This window comes from Haloferula sp. BvORR071, from assembly GCF_000739615.1.
Lineage (GTDB): Bacteria > Verrucomicrobiota > Verrucomicrobiia > Verrucomicrobiales > Akkermansiaceae > Haloferula.
This window is the reverse complement of record NZ_BATP01000028.1, coordinates 35,546-49,826: the sequence shown is the minus strand read 5'-3', so window position 1 is coordinate 49,826 and position 14,281 is coordinate 35,546. Positions and strand designations below refer to the sequence as shown.

Annotated in this window: 16 protein-coding genes and 1 tRNA gene; 3 read left to right on the top strand and 14 right to left on the bottom strand. The window is 62.9% G+C overall.

Annotation, left to right across the window (positions count from 1 at the left end; genetic code table 11):
- Window positions 1-7: 7 nt before the first annotated feature.
- From BV071_RS15680 to BV071_RS15650, 7 genes are all read right to left on the bottom strand, one after another.
- Window positions 8-463, bottom strand: a complete 456-nt coding sequence (locus tag BV071_RS15680; protein ID WP_035609007.1) for a DUF6210 family protein — start codon at window positions 461-463, stop codon at window positions 8-10.
- A 15-nt stretch (window positions 464-478) separates the two neighbouring features.
- A complete protein-coding gene (locus BV071_RS15675) occupies window positions 479-901 on the bottom strand; it encodes a hypothetical protein (RefSeq protein WP_035609005.1) in 423 nt (140 codons plus the stop codon).
- A gap of 95 nt (window positions 902-996) precedes the next feature.
- Window positions 997-1,569 (bottom strand): hypothetical protein, encoded by a 573-nt coding sequence (locus tag BV071_RS15670; RefSeq protein ID WP_265594494.1) that lies wholly within the window; start codon window positions 1,567-1,569, stop codon window positions 997-999.
- A gap of 169 nt (window positions 1,570-1,738) precedes the next feature.
- Entirely contained in the window at window positions 1,739-2,977 is a 1,239-nt protein-coding gene (gene urtA / locus BV071_RS15665) for an urea ABC transporter substrate-binding protein (RefSeq protein ID WP_343123404.1), read from the bottom strand.
- A 177-nt stretch (window positions 2,978-3,154) separates the two neighbouring features.
- Entirely contained in the window at window positions 3,155-3,997 is an 843-nt protein-coding gene (locus BV071_RS15660; protein WP_035608997.1) for a hypothetical protein, read from the bottom strand.
- A gap of 227 nt (window positions 3,998-4,224) precedes the next feature.
- Window positions 4,225-5,076, bottom strand: coding sequence for an urease accessory protein UreD (locus BV071_RS33060; RefSeq protein WP_052573406.1), 852 nt, complete (start codon window positions 5,074-5,076; stop codon window positions 4,225-4,227).
- A gap of 77 nt (window positions 5,077-5,153) precedes the next feature.
- Window positions 5,154-6,386, bottom strand: coding sequence for an LL-diaminopimelate aminotransferase (locus tag BV071_RS15650; RefSeq protein WP_035608995.1), 1,233 nt, complete (start codon window positions 6,384-6,386; stop codon window positions 5,154-5,156).
- Window positions 6,387-6,580: 194 nt separating this feature from the next.
- Here BV071_RS15650 and BV071_RS15645 point away from each other — a divergent pair, with 194 nt between their 5' ends.
- A complete protein-coding gene (locus BV071_RS15645; protein WP_265594493.1) occupies window positions 6,581-7,108 on the top strand; it encodes a hypothetical protein in 528 nt (175 codons plus the stop codon).
- A 59-nt stretch (window positions 7,109-7,167) separates the two neighbouring features.
- Here BV071_RS15645 and BV071_RS15640 read toward each other — a convergent pair whose 3' ends face one another.
- From BV071_RS15640 to argC, 7 genes are all read right to left on the bottom strand, one after another.
- Window positions 7,168-8,193, bottom strand: a complete 1,026-nt coding sequence (locus BV071_RS15640; protein ID WP_035608990.1) for a hypothetical protein — start codon at window positions 8,191-8,193, stop codon at window positions 7,168-7,170.
- On the bottom strand, window positions 8,190-9,122 hold the full coding sequence (locus BV071_RS15635; protein ID WP_035608986.1) for a hypothetical protein: 933 nt from the start codon (window positions 9,120-9,122) through the stop codon (window positions 8,190-8,192). The genes BV071_RS15640 and BV071_RS15635 overlap by 4 nt, the downstream gene beginning before the upstream one ends.
- 50 nt (window positions 9,123-9,172) lie before the next feature.
- Window positions 9,173-10,081 (bottom strand): endonuclease/exonuclease/phosphatase family protein, encoded by a 909-nt coding sequence (locus BV071_RS15630; protein WP_035608985.1) that lies wholly within the window; start codon window positions 10,079-10,081, stop codon window positions 9,173-9,175.
- Entirely contained in the window at window positions 10,078-10,377 is a 300-nt protein-coding gene (locus BV071_RS15625) for a transcriptional regulator (protein ID WP_035608983.1), read from the bottom strand. The genes BV071_RS15630 and BV071_RS15625 overlap by 4 nt, the downstream gene beginning before the upstream one ends.
- A complete protein-coding gene (locus tag BV071_RS15620) occupies window positions 10,374-11,015 on the bottom strand; it encodes a hypothetical protein (RefSeq protein WP_035608981.1) in 642 nt (213 codons plus the stop codon). Before BV071_RS15620 ends, BV071_RS15625 begins: the two co-directional genes overlap by 4 nt.
- 169 nt (window positions 11,016-11,184) lie before the next feature.
- On the bottom strand, window positions 11,185-12,438 hold the full coding sequence (argJ, locus tag BV071_RS15615) for a bifunctional glutamate N-acetyltransferase/amino-acid acetyltransferase ArgJ (protein ID WP_035608979.1): 1,254 nt from the start codon (window positions 12,436-12,438) through the stop codon (window positions 11,185-11,187).
- A gap of 41 nt (window positions 12,439-12,479) precedes the next feature.
- Window positions 12,480-13,565 (bottom strand): N-acetyl-gamma-glutamyl-phosphate reductase, encoded by a 1,086-nt coding sequence (argC, locus tag BV071_RS15610; RefSeq protein WP_265594492.1) that lies wholly within the window; start codon window positions 13,563-13,565, stop codon window positions 12,480-12,482.
- Between the two features lie 67 nt (window positions 13,566-13,632).
- Here argC and BV071_RS15605 point away from each other — a divergent pair.
- Window positions 13,633-13,709, top strand: a tRNA-Pro gene (locus BV071_RS15605).
- Window positions 13,710-13,785: 76 nt separating this feature from the next.
- Window positions 13,786-14,124, top strand: coding sequence for a hypothetical protein (locus BV071_RS15600; RefSeq protein WP_035608974.1), 339 nt, complete (start codon window positions 13,786-13,788; stop codon window positions 14,122-14,124).
- The last annotated feature ends 157 nt before the right edge of the window (window positions 14,125-14,281 follow it).

Below are 14,281 nucleotides of genomic sequence, written 5' to 3'. Positions count from 1 at the left end.
CTTTATCTCAATCCGAGTTGCTCCAAGTCAGCACCCCAAGCCGCGGATACGGAGCGAAGCCTGAAAAGAGGGGGATCTCCGGATTCTCGTCAGCGACTATCTCTACATGAATCCACGCTTCGCAGGACTCGTGGAGGCGGGGGCGATCCACCTGAATGCAGTGGGAAAGCCGATGGGTTTGAAGGAGCGTATCGATGAAATCGGCGTCCTCGTTGTCGATCCCATGGGTTGCTCCCGTGCCTCCCCACTTCTCTCCGGTAAAGTAATCCTCCAAGGACATTGCCGGTGAGAGCAATTGTTCGCCCTCGACCAGGCAATCATTCCGGAGAGGAACCAGGATCCCCTCCAGCTCGGGCTGCAGGCAGGACGTCCCACCCGCTTGGTTCGAATAGGTCACGCCGCTGGGGAAGGCGACGATCAAGGCGAGACCGACATGCTCATAGAGAAGAACCTTGGGCTTCACGGCGGAGTCTTCTCTTCACACGCTATTCCACAGGTAGAGGCTGCGCTTGCTCTCCTTCGCCACGCGGGCCACGCGGCGGAGCTCCTCGATGGTCTCACGCAGATCCTCGGGCTCGCAATGTTCGAGTTCGTCGGTTTGTGCCCATTCCTCCGCAGCGGCGGCGATGCCGGCTTCATCCAGTGCGGCGGAAAGCTCGACGAACTTGGTGGGGAGCAGGCTGATCATGCGGTCGCCGCCGTCTTTTTCCATGACGGTCTCGAAGGCGTCCATGTGTGCCTCGTCCCAGTCCTTGCCTTCGATGATGGCCCACAGGGTGGAAAACTCGATGGCGGTGAAGCCGGTCATTTCCGCCCGTTCATTTTCCGGGGCTTGTTGGGTTTCATCGTACTCCAAGGCCTTGTCGGGAGTGGAGACGTAGAGGTCAGCGAGAACGGACATGCGCGATGGCTACCAGAAGCAGCGAATCCGATGCAGTAGAAATCGGAATTTGGTTTCTGGCGCGGATCTCCGCCTGGGGCGGAAGGCTGGCTGCCTCAGTGCTGCGGGCTTGGCACCTTTTCCCGCTTCGCCGACTCAAAGAACTGGTTGAACTTCTCAAGGCTGGGCCAATGGCCGACCGGGAGTTTCAGTTCGAAGAAGATCTTGGCCAGCCCGGGAAAGTCCTTCCACTCCGCGGACGACTTCGGTTGGGTTGCCGTGCCCAGGCAGTCGAAGCAGATCTCGACGAAGGCGACAGGCTTTTTCGCGCTGTCGTAGAACACGAAGGCATTGTGGGGAGAGTAGCATCTCATCAGGGCGTGCTGAGTGTGTTTACCGGTCACCGCCGCCTGCAGGCGCTTGATCTGGTCGTCGTTCAGGAGCGCGCCTTCCTTATTGAGCACATCCTCCCGGAGTTTGATGCCGGGAAGGATTACCTGGCGGCCGTTCGTGTCGGCGGGCCAAGCGTAGGCGCGCACTTCGGCAAAGGGGAGGCCGGTCCACTCTTCCGCAGCGAAGGCACCGCGCGACAGCAGCAGGAGGGCGAGGACGATGAATCGGATCCAAGAGAACTTCGTGGATCGATCGGGGCAGGCGGATGCGGTGCGTGGTGAGGTGATGTCGTTCATCACCTGCATTGACACGCGGCGGGCCGATCCTTGGTAAATCGTGTGTAAATGCTGGCTCCCGGCAAAAGAAAACCCCCGGCCGGCGAACCGGACGGGGGTGGGCGCGAACCCTGGGGGGAGCCAAGTCGTATCTGCTATGAAGACCGGCTGAAATCTCTCGCTTACACGTTTACTTTGCGGCGGCGGCCTTGAAGGTGCCCTTCAGGAAGGGCTCGCCGAAGACGCCCTTGAATTCCTTGAGGATCTTGAACTGGCCGTCGGCACGGGTTTCGCCGATGTAAACGTTCTTCGTGACGTGGTGATTCTTCTGGCTGGTCACGGTGCCGCCGGGGCCGTCGAAGGAGATGCCCTTCTCAAGCTCGGCCGTCACCTTTTCCACATCGAAGGACTTGGCCTGTTCGACCGCCTTCTTCCAGAGGTAGACGCCGTCGTAGCTCAGCACCATCGGCGAGCAGGTGACGCGGTTTTCCTTCACGATGCCTGGGGTCTTGGTGGTCTTCAGCCAAGCTTGGAAGCCGTCGACGAACTTCTTGTTGGCCGGGCTCTTGATCGACTGGAAGTAGGTCCAGCAGCCGAGCTGGCCGACGAGCTGCTTGGCAGGGAGGCCGCGGAACTCGTCTTCCGAGATCGAGAAGCTGACCACCGGGCAGGTTTCCGCGGTCAGGCCGGCGGCCGCGTATTCCTTGAAGAAGGGCACGTTGGTATCGCCGTTCAGCGTATTGATCACGCAGGCTTTGCCACCGGCGGCGAACTGTTTGATCTCAGCGACGATCTGCTGGTAGTCGGTGTGACCGAAGGGAGTGTACTTGCCAGCGGAGACGATCTCGTCACCTTCCTTGCGGAAGCCGCCGCCGATGTTCTCGAGCGGCACGCCCTTGCTGCGGAGATACTCGAGCAGCACCAGATTGGTGGTCTGCGGATAGACGTAGTCGGAACCGAGCAGGTAGAACTTCTTCTTCCCTTCCGCGAGCATGTAGTCGACCGCGGGAGTTGCCTGCTGGTTCACGGCTTCGGCGGTGTAGAAGATGTTCTTGGAGAGTTCCTCGCCTTCATACTGCACCGGGTAGAAGAGCAGGCCCTTCTTTTCTTCGAAGACCGGCAGCACCGACTTGCGGCTGACGGAAGTCCAGCAGCCGAATGTCACGGCCACCTTGTCCTGATCGAGGAGTTGCTTGGCCTTCTCGGCGAAGAGCGGCCAGTTCGAAGCGCCGTCGACGACGACGGGTTCGATCTTCTTACCCAAGACGCCGCCCTTCGCGTTGATCTCGTCGAAGGTGTAGAGCAGCACGTCACGCAGCGAGGTCTCGCTGATGGCCATGGTGCCGCTGAGCGAGTGGAGCACGCCGACCTTGACGGTTTCTTCAGCGCGGACAGAAGCCGCGGAGACGACGGCCGAAACGGCGGCCATGGCGAGGAGTTTTTGGAAAGCGGAACGGTTCATGAGAGTTGAGGCGATGATTGGGTTGTTAGAGAAGGGGGGAGGGGAGAAATGGTGCAAGCAGCGGCGAAAAGGCCCGTTCCCGGGGGAACCTGGAACGGACCTTCCCGCAAGCAACCGATGGATACCAAGGAAAGGGGGGACGCCTTAGAAGGCGCAGCCGATACCGATGTTGGAGGTGAAGAAGTCACCATCCGGGCGTCCGGAGCGGGGGTTGCCCACCACATCGTTGTCGGTGAGGTAGTAGGTGAAGCCGCCGTGGATGTTCCACTCGCCGCCCTTGTCACCCAGGAAGGTGAGCGGCAGGGTGGCATTGATCCCCAGCGAGCCGTAACCAAGGCCGGAATCGACGCTGCCCGGGTGGAAGTCGTCATCGGTGAAGAAGGCGACGTTCAGCGGGAAGGCGAGGGTCACGGGACCGACGTCGACCGAGTGCGAGATACCGGCGACGATAACGGTGCCATTGTGACCGCCGGAAGCACCGGGATCGACGCGGTTGTGGATCAGGAGCGAGGGGCTGAGGAAGCAATCGTAGGCGAACTTGACGTCCACGATCTGTTCGTTGCCGCTGCCGTAGTTCCAGTTCTGATAGAGGCCGGTGATGCTGAGCTTGTCCCACTTGTAGCCGAGGCCAGCCCAGATATCGATTTCCTGAAGGTCGCCGCCGATGGCGGAGGGGACCTTGCCATTCACGTCCCACCAGGTGCCGAGGATGAAGGAGAAGTTGGCCGGCAACTGCCAGGTGAGCTCAAGGGCGGGGTTGAAGGTCGGGCCCTCAAGGTCATTGCCATCCCCCCACACATCCAAGCCGTAGGAAACGAAGTGCGAATTAAGGTCGAGGCTGAGTGTGCCGGAGAAGAAGTCTTCCTCGGGAGCCGGTGCTGGCGCAGGCGTCGTGGTCGTCGTTACTTCCCCCGCATGGGAGGCCGAGGCTCCGAGGACGCTGGCCAGAAGGGCGCTCTTGAGGATGGCATTCACAGGTGTCTTCATGGTTGTCGGTATGGTTCTGGCGGGAGGCTTGCCCGCAGAACCCCATGAGCATTCACGTGGCCAATGGTTTGACCGATGAACCGCGTATGACAGGAATCCGAATCCGCCCTAACAGCCGGGACGATGAGCCTAGCTCATATATCCGGATGTTTTGTCATCGCAGGTCAGTTTATTGACCCCAAGCAGAGGAAAGACTCTGCGGGCTGACAAAAATGTCACCAGATCGCCTAGATCAAGCGACCCAGTCGCGGGGCCGGAACCGCTAGCGCAGCATAGAGCAAGCCGCGGAGGGTATTGACCAATTCCCGCGCCGCCAAGGCATCGGCACAGAGCGCACGAATGATCTGAACGCCACCTGGAAGAGGACCATGACCGAGGTAGACGCGCTCGTTGGTGAGGGCGTCGAGCGATTCGGCGGGCCAAGAATTTGCGGGTATGCCAGCCACGTAGGCGGTGAGATAGTGGCCTGCGGGAAAGCGCTCGCGCAGGGCCGTTAGACTGTGGTCATCCGGTGCCAGCGTGTAGCGCTCGCGAGCGACGAGTTGGCCTGCCACGTGAAGGTCCAGTTCCCAGCGGAGATTCTCGTATTGGAAGATCTCGTCGCGGGCCACGCGGCCGGGGGAGATCCATTCGAAGAAGATCAGCCCGGCATCCGCGGCTAGATCGATGCGAGTCTGCTGATGGTAGCGTGCACCGGCCTGCGGAATGAAGGGCTCCGGGATCCACTCCGCGAAAGCACCCGGCTCCACGCTGAGGCGCTGGCTGCAGACCGCGGGAGACTCGCCGCGGGCACGGTGGACGCGCGAGGCCCCGGGCGTGCTCAAGACGATGCGTGCGCCCGGACCCGCTTCCACCTGCAGGTCGAGGCGGTCGCCGTCGAAGAAGCCCGCAGTGGGATTGACGAGGTGAACGAGCAGCGCGCCAGACTCATCGAGGTGAGGTTTGCTGAGATGGATGGGCGCACGGAAGGATTGGCGCGAGAGATACGGCGTGCCATCCGCTCGCAGTTCGCAGCGCAGATCGAGGTGCCCGCGGATGGCCCGGCCGGAAACTCCTTCGCTGGATGAGTCCGGAGTCATTCGGGTCACGCGGGCACCTTCTGATTGGATATGGCCGCTAGAAGCCGGACCGCCCGGAGAGCGGTCCCTGCCTCATTTCACGCCAGCAGCGCGGCAAGCCGCTTGCAGACTTCCTCGACGTTCGCGCGGGAGTTGAAGGCGGAAATGCGGAACCAACCCTCGCCCGCAGCACCGAAGCCGGCACCCGGGGTGATGACCACCTGCGCTTCGCCAAGCATCTTGTCGAACATGTCCCAAGAGCTGAGGCCCGCGGGGCAGCTCACCCAGACGTAGGGCGCATTCACGCCGCCGAAGACCTGCAGGCCGGCTGCCTTCACGGCTTCCACCAGCAGCTTGGCATTGCCCATGTAGTGCTCGATCAGCGCCTTGACCTCGGCCTTGCCCTGCTCGGAGAAGACTGCGGCGGCACCCTTCTGCACGGGATAGCTGGCGCCATTGAACTTGGTGCTGTGGCGGCGGCTCCAGAGTTGGTGGAGCGGCACGCGATTGCCCTGGTCGTCCTTGCCGGTGACGCTCTTCGGGATCACCACATACGCGCAGCGCACGCCGGTGAAGCCGCCATTCTTCGAGAAAGAGCGGAACTCGATTGCCACGTCCTTCGCGCCTTCGATCTCGAAGATCGACTTCGGGATGGAAGCGTCCTGCACGAAGGCCTGATAGGCGGCGTCGAAGAAGATGATGGTGTCGTTCTCCTTCGCGTACTTCACCCAGGCCTCAAGTTGCGCGCGGGTGGCCACGGCACCGGTGGGATTGTTCGGGAAGCAGAGGTAGACGAGATCGACGCGCTCCTTCGGCAGGTCGGCGACGAAGCCGTTGTCCGCATTGCAGGGCAGGTAGACCAAGCCGCCGTAGGCGCCCTTTTCATCCCCGTCGCCGGTGTTGCCGGCCATCACGTTGGTGTCGACATAGACCGGATAGACCGGATCGGTGATGGCGATCACGTTGCCCTTGCCGAAGATGTCGAGGATGTTGCCGGTGTCGCACTTCGAGCCGTCGGAGATGAAGACCTCATCGGCGGAGATGCCGAGGCCGGCGAACTCGTTGTCGACGATGGCCTGGCGCAGGAACTCGTAGCCCTGCTCCGGGCCGTAGCCCTTGAAGGTCTCGCGGACGCCCATTTCGTCGATCGCCTCGTGCATCGCGGCGCGGACGGCGGCGGGCAGCGGCTCGGTCACGTCACCGATGCCGCAGCGGATGATGCGTGGGGCTTTGTCGGGATTCGCTTCCGAGAAGGCTTTCACCCGGCGGGCGATTTCAGGGAACAGGTAACCGGCTTTGAGCTTCAGGAAGTTCGAGTTGATCGAGGCCATTGCGGGGCGAGGTGTAGATGGCCGCCGGGGTGGGGGCAAGGCGTTCGTTCGGGAAGCTGGTGGTGCTTTCCAAAATATCGGACTGTGCCCGCGGGCAGATTGGGATAGGATCGGAACCGGAGATCATGACCAAGGCCTCAGCCCGGAAAGCACGAAAAGCCGCGGATCGTAGGGTCGCCTTTCTATTTCTCGGCATGGCGATTCTCGTGGTGCTAGCGGGAGTGTCCCCCTTCTTCGTGATCGGGTGGTTCTGGCCGGAGGCTCTGGGGCCCGCTTGGTGCGGAACCATGTTGGTTTTGATCTTGGCCCTCATCATCGGCTCGCTTCTCGAAGGTCGCCGCCTGCTCCGGCAGATCGGCTCGACAACGGGGGAAATCGTGCCGGGCCGGCTCGTCGAGGCTCGCGGCATATATCTGTACGGCTTTGAAGCCGGCTGGATCATGGTGGCCACCGGACGCAAGACCTTGGGAATTTTCCCTCGATTCGAGAAGTGGCAGGCCATCGACTTAGGTGAGCTGCTGCCTACCGGGGAGGCGGATACCACGCGGAGCTGGAGATCCTACGTCCTGCGCTTCACCGGCATCCCCAGCGAGACTGGAAACTTCGGACATATGGGCGGCTGCCGGCGGACGATCGAGATCCGCGAGGTTCTCGGCATCGAGGCCGAGGCAGCAAAGAGGAAGGATCTTCCCATGGCAGGTCCCCGACCGATCTCCCCGTGAGGTTCCCGGACGGCGGTAGCGGGCGCTCACAACCACCAACGATTCAGGCCTCTGCGTCTCTACTCCTCTCCGTCTTCCTTGCCGGATCGCTTGGCCTTCAGGCCAAGGGCGATACCCAGCAGCGTAGAGGGCACCAGATAGCGCAGCGGCTTGAAGGTCTTCGATGGCGACGCGGCGGCAATCTCCGAATCGCTCACCGGGCAATCCGGAACTGCCAGCCGCAAAGTCTCCATCTGCGATTCGATCGGGCGCGTCAGGTCAATCTGCACCAGGCTTGGCATCTGCCCGAGATTGGCGATGTGCGCGGTCAGCTGCGGTCCCAGGCCGACACGTAGGTCCACTTCCAGATGGGTGCCCTCGGAGGACTTCACGCCTTCCAAGTGGAAACCGACGAAGGCGCGGTCGTGCCAGGAGTAGATCGAGAAGCTGGGCAGGGAATCGTAGCAGAAGACCTCCAGCTTGCCGGGCTGCGATCCCGGCTTCGGCAGCAAGGCTGGGGATGGCCGCGCCTTCGCCGCCAGGCGCGAGAGATACTCCAAGGTGCCGCAGATCGACTGGCGGTTTTCCTCCGGTCCTTTCTTATTCTCACGGTCGCGGCCGCGGCGGGTGACGGAGGGTGAGAAGGGATTGAGGATGTAGACGCGGATCGTGCGGGACTTCCCGAGCGACTCCAGCATCGCCGGTTCGAGCAGCTTGAGGGTGCTGTCGTCCAGCCAAGTCTCCACGATGACGGTCTCCGGGGAGCTGGCGATACCCGTGATCACCTCATCGAAGCGTAGACCGAGGCTGGAGGAGCGCACGCCGCTCTTGTTCTTCGCATCGAGCCTCTCCACCAGGCGCTCCTCCTTCTCCGTCTCCAGCGCCTCACGGTATTGCCAGGTCGCATAGGCGACCCCCACCGAGACGACATAGAGGATTGCCGCCCCGGCCAGACCGCCGAAGATTTCATCCGCCATGTTGTCCCGCTGCGACTTCTCCATGCGGAAGTAGAGGAAGAACAGCAACGCCGCCATGGCCGCAGCCACGATCGTGGCATTGCGGAGTCCTCGCCTGCCGAGCTTGGAGGAAGGAGTGGAGGAACTCATGGGAGAAGGGCGCGGAGCCGGGAAAAATGCCCGCTCATCAGTTCATCGATCCCGGCTTCGGCACCACCCGCGAGTGAGTCAGAGGCCAAGATAAGAGCGGCGTTTTGCAGGATGGTGTCGCGGAGGAAGGGCGCGGCGCGACCCTCCAACAGGTCCAGGAACAGATCCACTGCAGCGCGGGGTGAGCCAGCTTCACGGAAGCGATCCAGCCCTCCCGTCTCATGCTCCGGTAGGAGCAGGAACTCGGCATCGAAGTGCCGCACTCCGCTGTTGAAGAAGGCGATGCGGTTCTTACCCGGCAGCAGTTCATCGACCCCCACCGCAGAGCGGACCAGGCAGGCGGTTCTGCCGAGCGCGGCGCAGAGTTCGCTGAAGCGCGCGAAGTAGATCTCCTTCGCGGCACCGTTGATCTGGACCAGCGGGTTGGTGTAGTTGGCGAAAGGGAAGACGATCTTGTAGAGATCCGGGATGCCCTCGCGGTGGATCCGGCGGCGCGCTTGGCGGAGTTCCTCGCGGTAGGCAAATCCCGCCTCGCTCAGGCGGAAAAACCGGAAGCGGCCCCCGGCGAGGATCTTCGCGAAGGCCGGGGCGCCCTCCCTGTGCTGGCTGAGTCCGGCCATGAAGTCGGAGCTGCCGATATTCCCCGTCACCGCACGCGTGCCCATCTTCACCACCCAGATGAAGCGCGCGGCGAGGATCGCGGCCATGGAGGAGAGATTGATGGTCCCGTCTCCACCGGTGCCGAAGATGTTCACGTGCCGCGGAAAGTCCGTGTCGATCTGCTTGTGGGACTCGATATAGCGGACGATTTCCGCGAGCTCTTCCGCGGCAAGCTGGTCCGGCCGGAGGGCGCAGAGCAGGCGATAGCATTCCTCCTCGCTCGCCGCCTCGCGGGTTTTCCGGAATTGGGCAAGGACCTCGGTTTCCACGTTCGCGGTGATCCTCCAGATGCGGGTTAGTCAATGCAAGGCGGGAAGAACTAGCTTGCGGGGGCGAGCAGTGCCTTCACCCGTGAGTGGTCGGAGCCGTGCTGGCTGTGCTCGGTCCAAGTGGCTTGCCACCCCTTGCCGAGCCAGATCTGGTCGAGGGTGAGGAGGGGAAGGCCATAGCACCAGGTTTCGCGGAAGCCGCGATGGGGGCTGTTGTTCGCGAGAGTGAGGGTCGGCTGCCAGCTGCGGCACCATTGGTTTTCCGGCGGAGTATTGAAGTCACCGAGTACGATGGCCTTCGGGTCCTCCTTGGCGGCGGCGAGAATGCCGGCCATGGTCTTTTCCCGGGGACGCCAGGGCTGCGAGTCGATATCCACCACGATCACCGTGAGCTCGCCGTGGGCGGGCAGGGAAACACGGCAGCGGTAGCACTTGTAGAAGTTCCACAGCCCGAGCGACTCGTGGGAGAGGATCTTGCCACGCACGCCGAGCATGGTGCCGCTGAATTTCTGCCACTCCATGCCGGCGGTGGCAGCGGTGAATTCGGCCCATTTCTCATCGGTGAAGTCACCGGACTCGACGACGGCGGTGATGTCGGTCTCCGCCATCACGGGCCAAACCTCGGGCGTTCCCTCCAGGCTGCGGCCGGTGTTGTAGATGGCGGCTTGGAGGGTGCCGGCAGGGATGGAAGCGGGCGGGGGATCGAGGCGGAAGGAGTGCCATCCTTCGATCACGGAAACGAGGATGCAGGTGGCCGCCATCAGGCGCAGGCCCCAGTGCTTCACGGCAAAGACGGCGAGCAGGCCCGCGAAGAGCCGCAGGAGCCATGGGGTGGCGTAGTAGATGACGGCGGGGACAATCCAGCTATCGCGGCCGCGGCAGATGATGCCGAGCCAAGCGAGGAGCAAACCGCCGACCGCCACGGTGCGCAGCAGTTTCGCCAGCGGTGGGCGCTTCATTTCCCGAGATTGAGGATCTGTTCGAGGATGGAGAGGTAATCCTCGAAGGCCTTCCGGCCGGGAGCGGTGAGCGTGTAGAGCGTCTGCGGGCGGCCATCGCCGGTGAGCTTTTCGCCCGTGAGGTAGCCGGCCTGCTCGAGGGTCCGGAGGTGGGTGATGAGATTGCCGTCGCTCATTTCCAACTCGAGCTTGAGGTCCTGGAATGGCCACGGATCCCCGCGCGAGGCCAGCAAGGTCATGATGCCGAGCCGGGCTTTCTCGTGGATGGTTTTGTCGAGTTTGGAAAAATCAATCATGCGCCCGGCCGGTCACGCGGTGTGGTGGTGACAATGGCGGCTCCGTAGAGCAAGTGGAAGCCTCCGAATGTCGCGGCCATCAAACCGGAGGCACCGAGGCGGTGGACCATCGGATAGGCGGACTGGATCGGGATGCTGCAGGCGAAGCCGGCCAGGCCAGCGATGACGAAGGCGGAGCCGAGCCAGACCATCGAGCGAGGCGCGAATTCCCGGATGGCCAGCAGGGAGAGTCCATAGTGCAGCACCCAGAAGGAGGCGGCTAGGAACTCCGCATTCACCGAGTCCGGGCCGCGGCCCGCGTACTTCAGGCAGATCAGGCCCAGGAAGCCCCCGGAGATAAGCGAGGGAAGCGAACCGCGAAGCGCTACCTTCAAGCCGTGCGACCAGATGGGACGCTCGTTCGAGCGGGAGAGACGTAGAAGTTGCCAGACCGCGAAGGTAATCGCGACGCCCAGGCCGATCAGCCAGACGCTACCCCAGCGCCATCCGATTTTGCCTTCGGAGAGCCAGCCGGCGGCCAGGGACATGGCCCCGCCTATCAGGGCGGCTTCCCCGGACAACGCGCGAAAGATCGTCGCGCGCTCCATCATGGTCCGAATCACCCGCAACTGCTCGGCGGCCTCCTCATGGGTCGTCATGCCAGTAAGCTTTGCGGAACAAAGCTGGTTGTTCCAAGTGAAAAATGTCGTGGACGCGGAGGAAAGTTAGGGCGGGGGGCCGGAAACCGGAAATCTGGAGTCAGGGAATTTGAAATCTCAAATTTGAGATTTCAAATCTGAAATCCCGGACCACGTCGTCCGTCCTTGCTCAGACCAAGCCGTCCTTCCGGGCCTGCTTCCAGTAGGCGTATTCGGAGCGGTTGAAGTCGATGTATTCCGGCGAGAGGTCGCTCGAGTACATGATATAGTCCGCATCGCCCTGATTGAGGTGGATGTTGATCCGGAACTCCGGCTCAGCGGCGATCTGGCGCAGCTCATCCATCGGCGTGGGGGCCTGGAGGCCGCCGAGGCAGGCGGGCTTGCCGTTGTAGAAGATGTCCACCAGCTCCTCGCGGATGCGGGCACGGGAGTAGCCGACGGCGTGGAGGACTCGGCCCCAGTTCGGGTCGCCGCCGTTCCATGAGGACTTGACCAGTGCGGACTTGCAGACGGCTTCGGCCACCAGCTTGGCATCGGTGTAGGTGCGGGCACCCTGGACCTCCACGGTCACGAACTTGGTCACGCGCTCGCCGTCCCTCACCACCGCTTGGGCGAGTTCCAGCATGACCCAGCGCAGGGCGTCGCGGAACTGCTTGCACAGCGAGCTGCCGCGGCGGATCGGCGGCATGCCGGAGCGGCCGTTGGCGAGGACGAGCACGGTATCATTCGTGCTCATGTCACCGTCGATGGTGATGCGGTTGAAGCTTTCGTCGACGCACTCGGAGACGGCCTTGCGCAGGTTGCCGGTCGGAATGTTGGCGTCAGTGGTGATGAAGCAGAGCATGGTCGCCATGTTCGGCGAGATCATGCCGGCACCCTTCACGCAGCCGCCGATGCGGACGCGATGACCGCCGAGGTCGAAGGAGATGGCGATTTCCTTGGGCCGGGTATCGCTGGTGATGATGGCGCGGGCGACTTCCGGGCCCTTGCCGGCTTCGAGACCCTCGACGAGCTCTTCGAAGCGGGGCTCGATGCGGACCATGGGCATTGGCAGGCCGATCACGCCGGTCGAGCAGACGCCGATTTCGGCGCGCTTCAGACCGAGTGGCTTGGCCACGCCGTTGCACATCAGCTTGGCGTCGTTGATGCCCTGGACGCCGGTGCAAGCGTTCGCGTTGCCGCTATTGGCGATGATCGCGCGCAGATCGCCCTGGCGCAGGTGTGCTTGGGAAAGCTTCACCGGCGCGGCTTTCACGCGGTTGGTAGTGAAGGTTCCAGCCGAGCTACAGGGATGCTCCGAGTAAATCAGCGCGAGGTCGAGACGCTCTGCTGCGGGGTTCTTGATCCCGCAGGAAATAGCGGAGCATCGGAAACCGCGCGGCGCTCCGACACCGCCTTTAATCCGGGAGACGGGAAAATCCATGACTGGGTTTGCAAGGGTGGGACGCGGAGGCTGAACAAATCTCACGCCGATTGCAACCCGGCTGTCTCGCCGAGGCCGAAGATGAGGTTGAATGACTGGACCGCCTGGGATCCGGCACCCTTGCCAAGGTTATCTTCGGCACTGGTGAGGATGATCCGGCCGGTACGTGCGTCGTGTGCCCAACCGATGTCGATGAAGTTGGTGCGGGTGACATGTTTGGTGTCAGCGCAAACTCCCGGGCCTAGCAGGCGGACGAAGGACTTCGTCCCGTAGGCTGCCTCCATCGCCTCGCCGACCGCGGCCAGCGTGGTGCCGGGGCGGAGCTTGGCGGTGATGCTGGTGGCGATGCCGGAATTCACCGGGATCAGGTGCGGGATGAAAGTGATCACCACGGGCTCACCGGCGGCCAGCGAGAGCTCCTGCTCGATTTCCGAGAGGTGGCGGTGCTTGGGGATGCCGTAGGCGCGGGCGCTTTCGTTGCACTCGCAGAAGAGCAGCGAGAGATCCGCCTTCCGGCCGGCACCGCTGACGCCGCTCATCGAGTTGGCCACGATCGTCTCAGGATCGATCAGACCGGCCCGGAGCAGCGGGACGAGGGGCAGGATGATGCTGGTGGGATAGCAACCGGGCGAGGCGATCAGGTCGGCCTTGGCGATTTCCTCGCCGCGGATCTCCGGCAGGCCGTAAACCGCCTTCTCCAGCAGCGCCGGGGCGGGGTGCTCGTGGGCGTAGAATTCCTGATAGACCGCGGCATCCCTGAGCCGGAAGTCCGCGCTCAAGTCGATGACCTTCAAGCCGCGCTCCAACAGGGCGGTGGCGATTTCCGCGGCCACGCCGTGAGGTAGGGCGAGGAAAGCGGCCTTGGCCCCGGTGGCGGCGATCGCATCCGGATCCGGCTCCATGAAGGGCAGCTCCGCGCCCAGCAGCTTGCGGAAGCGCGGGAACACGGCGGAAAGCGGCTTCCCGGCCTCTTGGCGGGAAGTCGCGGCGACGAGTTCGACATTCGGATGCACGAGCAGGAGCCGGAGCAATTCCTGCCCGGTGTATCCGCTCGCTCCCACGATGGCTGTCTTGATCCGCTCCATGACTAAGGATGCCTGCTGTTGCTCGGCGGGCGGAAAATGCACGATTTTACGGGCTTGCCAACCGGGATTTGGCCTGATTGTCTCGCCGCCCCGTCGCCGAGATGGTAAACGGGCTGTAGCGCAGTCTGGTAGCGCACCTGCCTGGGGGGCAGGGGGTCGTGGGTTCGAATCCCGCCAGCCCGACCATCATTTGACAAATCGCGGTTCTCACCGAGCCTCTCAGCGGCTGCCGCTTCCCAAGAGGAGCACAGCATCTCTCCCAATGACCGCCAGCGAGGACAAGTTCACCCCCGGGACATGGATTCCCTGGATAGTGGCGCTGTCGTTCTGGCTGGGTTGGAATGGCTTGGCTCCTGATCACTTGGCCGGGGCCAAGAAGATAAGCGGGGAGGAGATCGGCTTGGTTCACCAGTCGGACGATTTGCCGGCACCGGTGGTCCATCCGCGCCCGCTCGCGGAACTGGTGCCTGTCGTCAGCGGCAGTGGTTTGTTTTTGAGGCTTCCGTCGCAGCGTCTCGGGATCGAGGTGCTTCGGGAGCTGCCCGCGGAGGATCCGCGTTGGGGAGGTATCCAGGGAAGGGCGCCCCCAGTGGAAGCTTGAGAAGAGTTCGCGCTGCGAGCTCGTCGCGACACTTGCCCGGAAGGGTGGGTGCTTGCCGGCACCATGCTTTCCATCCGACCGCTGATCCCTTCTTGGATCGCGGAGGTTTCATTCGCCCCTGTGACGGCACCTCTCGTTGACGATGAGGTGCCAGGTT

Excerpts from the sequence above, each read along its gene's own strand:
- BV071_RS33060 (WP_052573406.1), bottom strand. The coding sequence starts at position 5,076 with ATGACTCCGGACTCATCCAGCGAAGGAGTTTCCGGCCGGGCCATCCGC.
- BV071_RS15650 (WP_035608995.1), bottom strand. The coding sequence starts at position 6,386 with ATGGCCTCGATCAACTCGAACTTCCTGAAGCTCAAAGCCGGTTACCTG.
- BV071_RS15645 (WP_265594493.1), top strand. The coding sequence starts at position 6,581 with ATGGCGATTCTCGTGGTGCTAGCGGGAGTGTCCCCCTTCTTCGTGATC.
- BV071_RS15640 (WP_035608990.1), bottom strand. The coding sequence starts at position 8,193 with ATGAGTTCCTCCACTCCTTCCTCCAAGCTCGGCAGGCGAGGACTCCGC.
- BV071_RS15660 (WP_035608997.1), bottom strand. The coding sequence starts at position 3,997 with ATGAAGACACCTGTGAATGCCATCCTCAAGAGCGCCCTTCTGGCCAGC.
- BV071_RS15675 (WP_035609005.1), bottom strand. The coding sequence starts at position 901 with ATGTCCGTTCTCGCTGACCTCTACGTCTCCACTCCCGACAAGGCCTTG.
- argJ (WP_035608979.1), bottom strand. The coding sequence starts at position 12,438 with ATGGATTTTCCCGTCTCCCGGATTAAAGGCGGTGTCGGAGCGCCGCGC.
- BV071_RS15600 (WP_035608974.1), top strand. The coding sequence starts at position 13,786 with ATGACCGCCAGCGAGGACAAGTTCACCCCCGGGACATGGATTCCCTGG.
- BV071_RS15630 (WP_035608985.1), bottom strand. The coding sequence starts at position 10,081 with ATGAAGCGCCCACCGCTGGCGAAACTGCTGCGCACCGTGGCGGTCGGC.
- BV071_RS15670 (WP_265594494.1), bottom strand. The coding sequence starts at position 1,569 with ATGAACGACATCACCTCACCACGCACCGCATCCGCCTGCCCCGATCGA.
- BV071_RS15620 (WP_035608981.1), bottom strand. The coding sequence starts at position 11,015 with ATGACGACCCATGAGGAGGCCGCCGAGCAGTTGCGGGTGATTCGGACC.
- urtA (WP_343123404.1), bottom strand. The coding sequence starts at position 2,977 with ATGGCCGCCGTTTCGGCCGTCGTCTCCGCGGCTTCTGTCCGCGCTGAA.
- BV071_RS15625 (WP_035608983.1), bottom strand. The coding sequence starts at position 10,377 with ATGATTGATTTTTCCAAACTCGACAAAACCATCCACGAGAAAGCCCGG.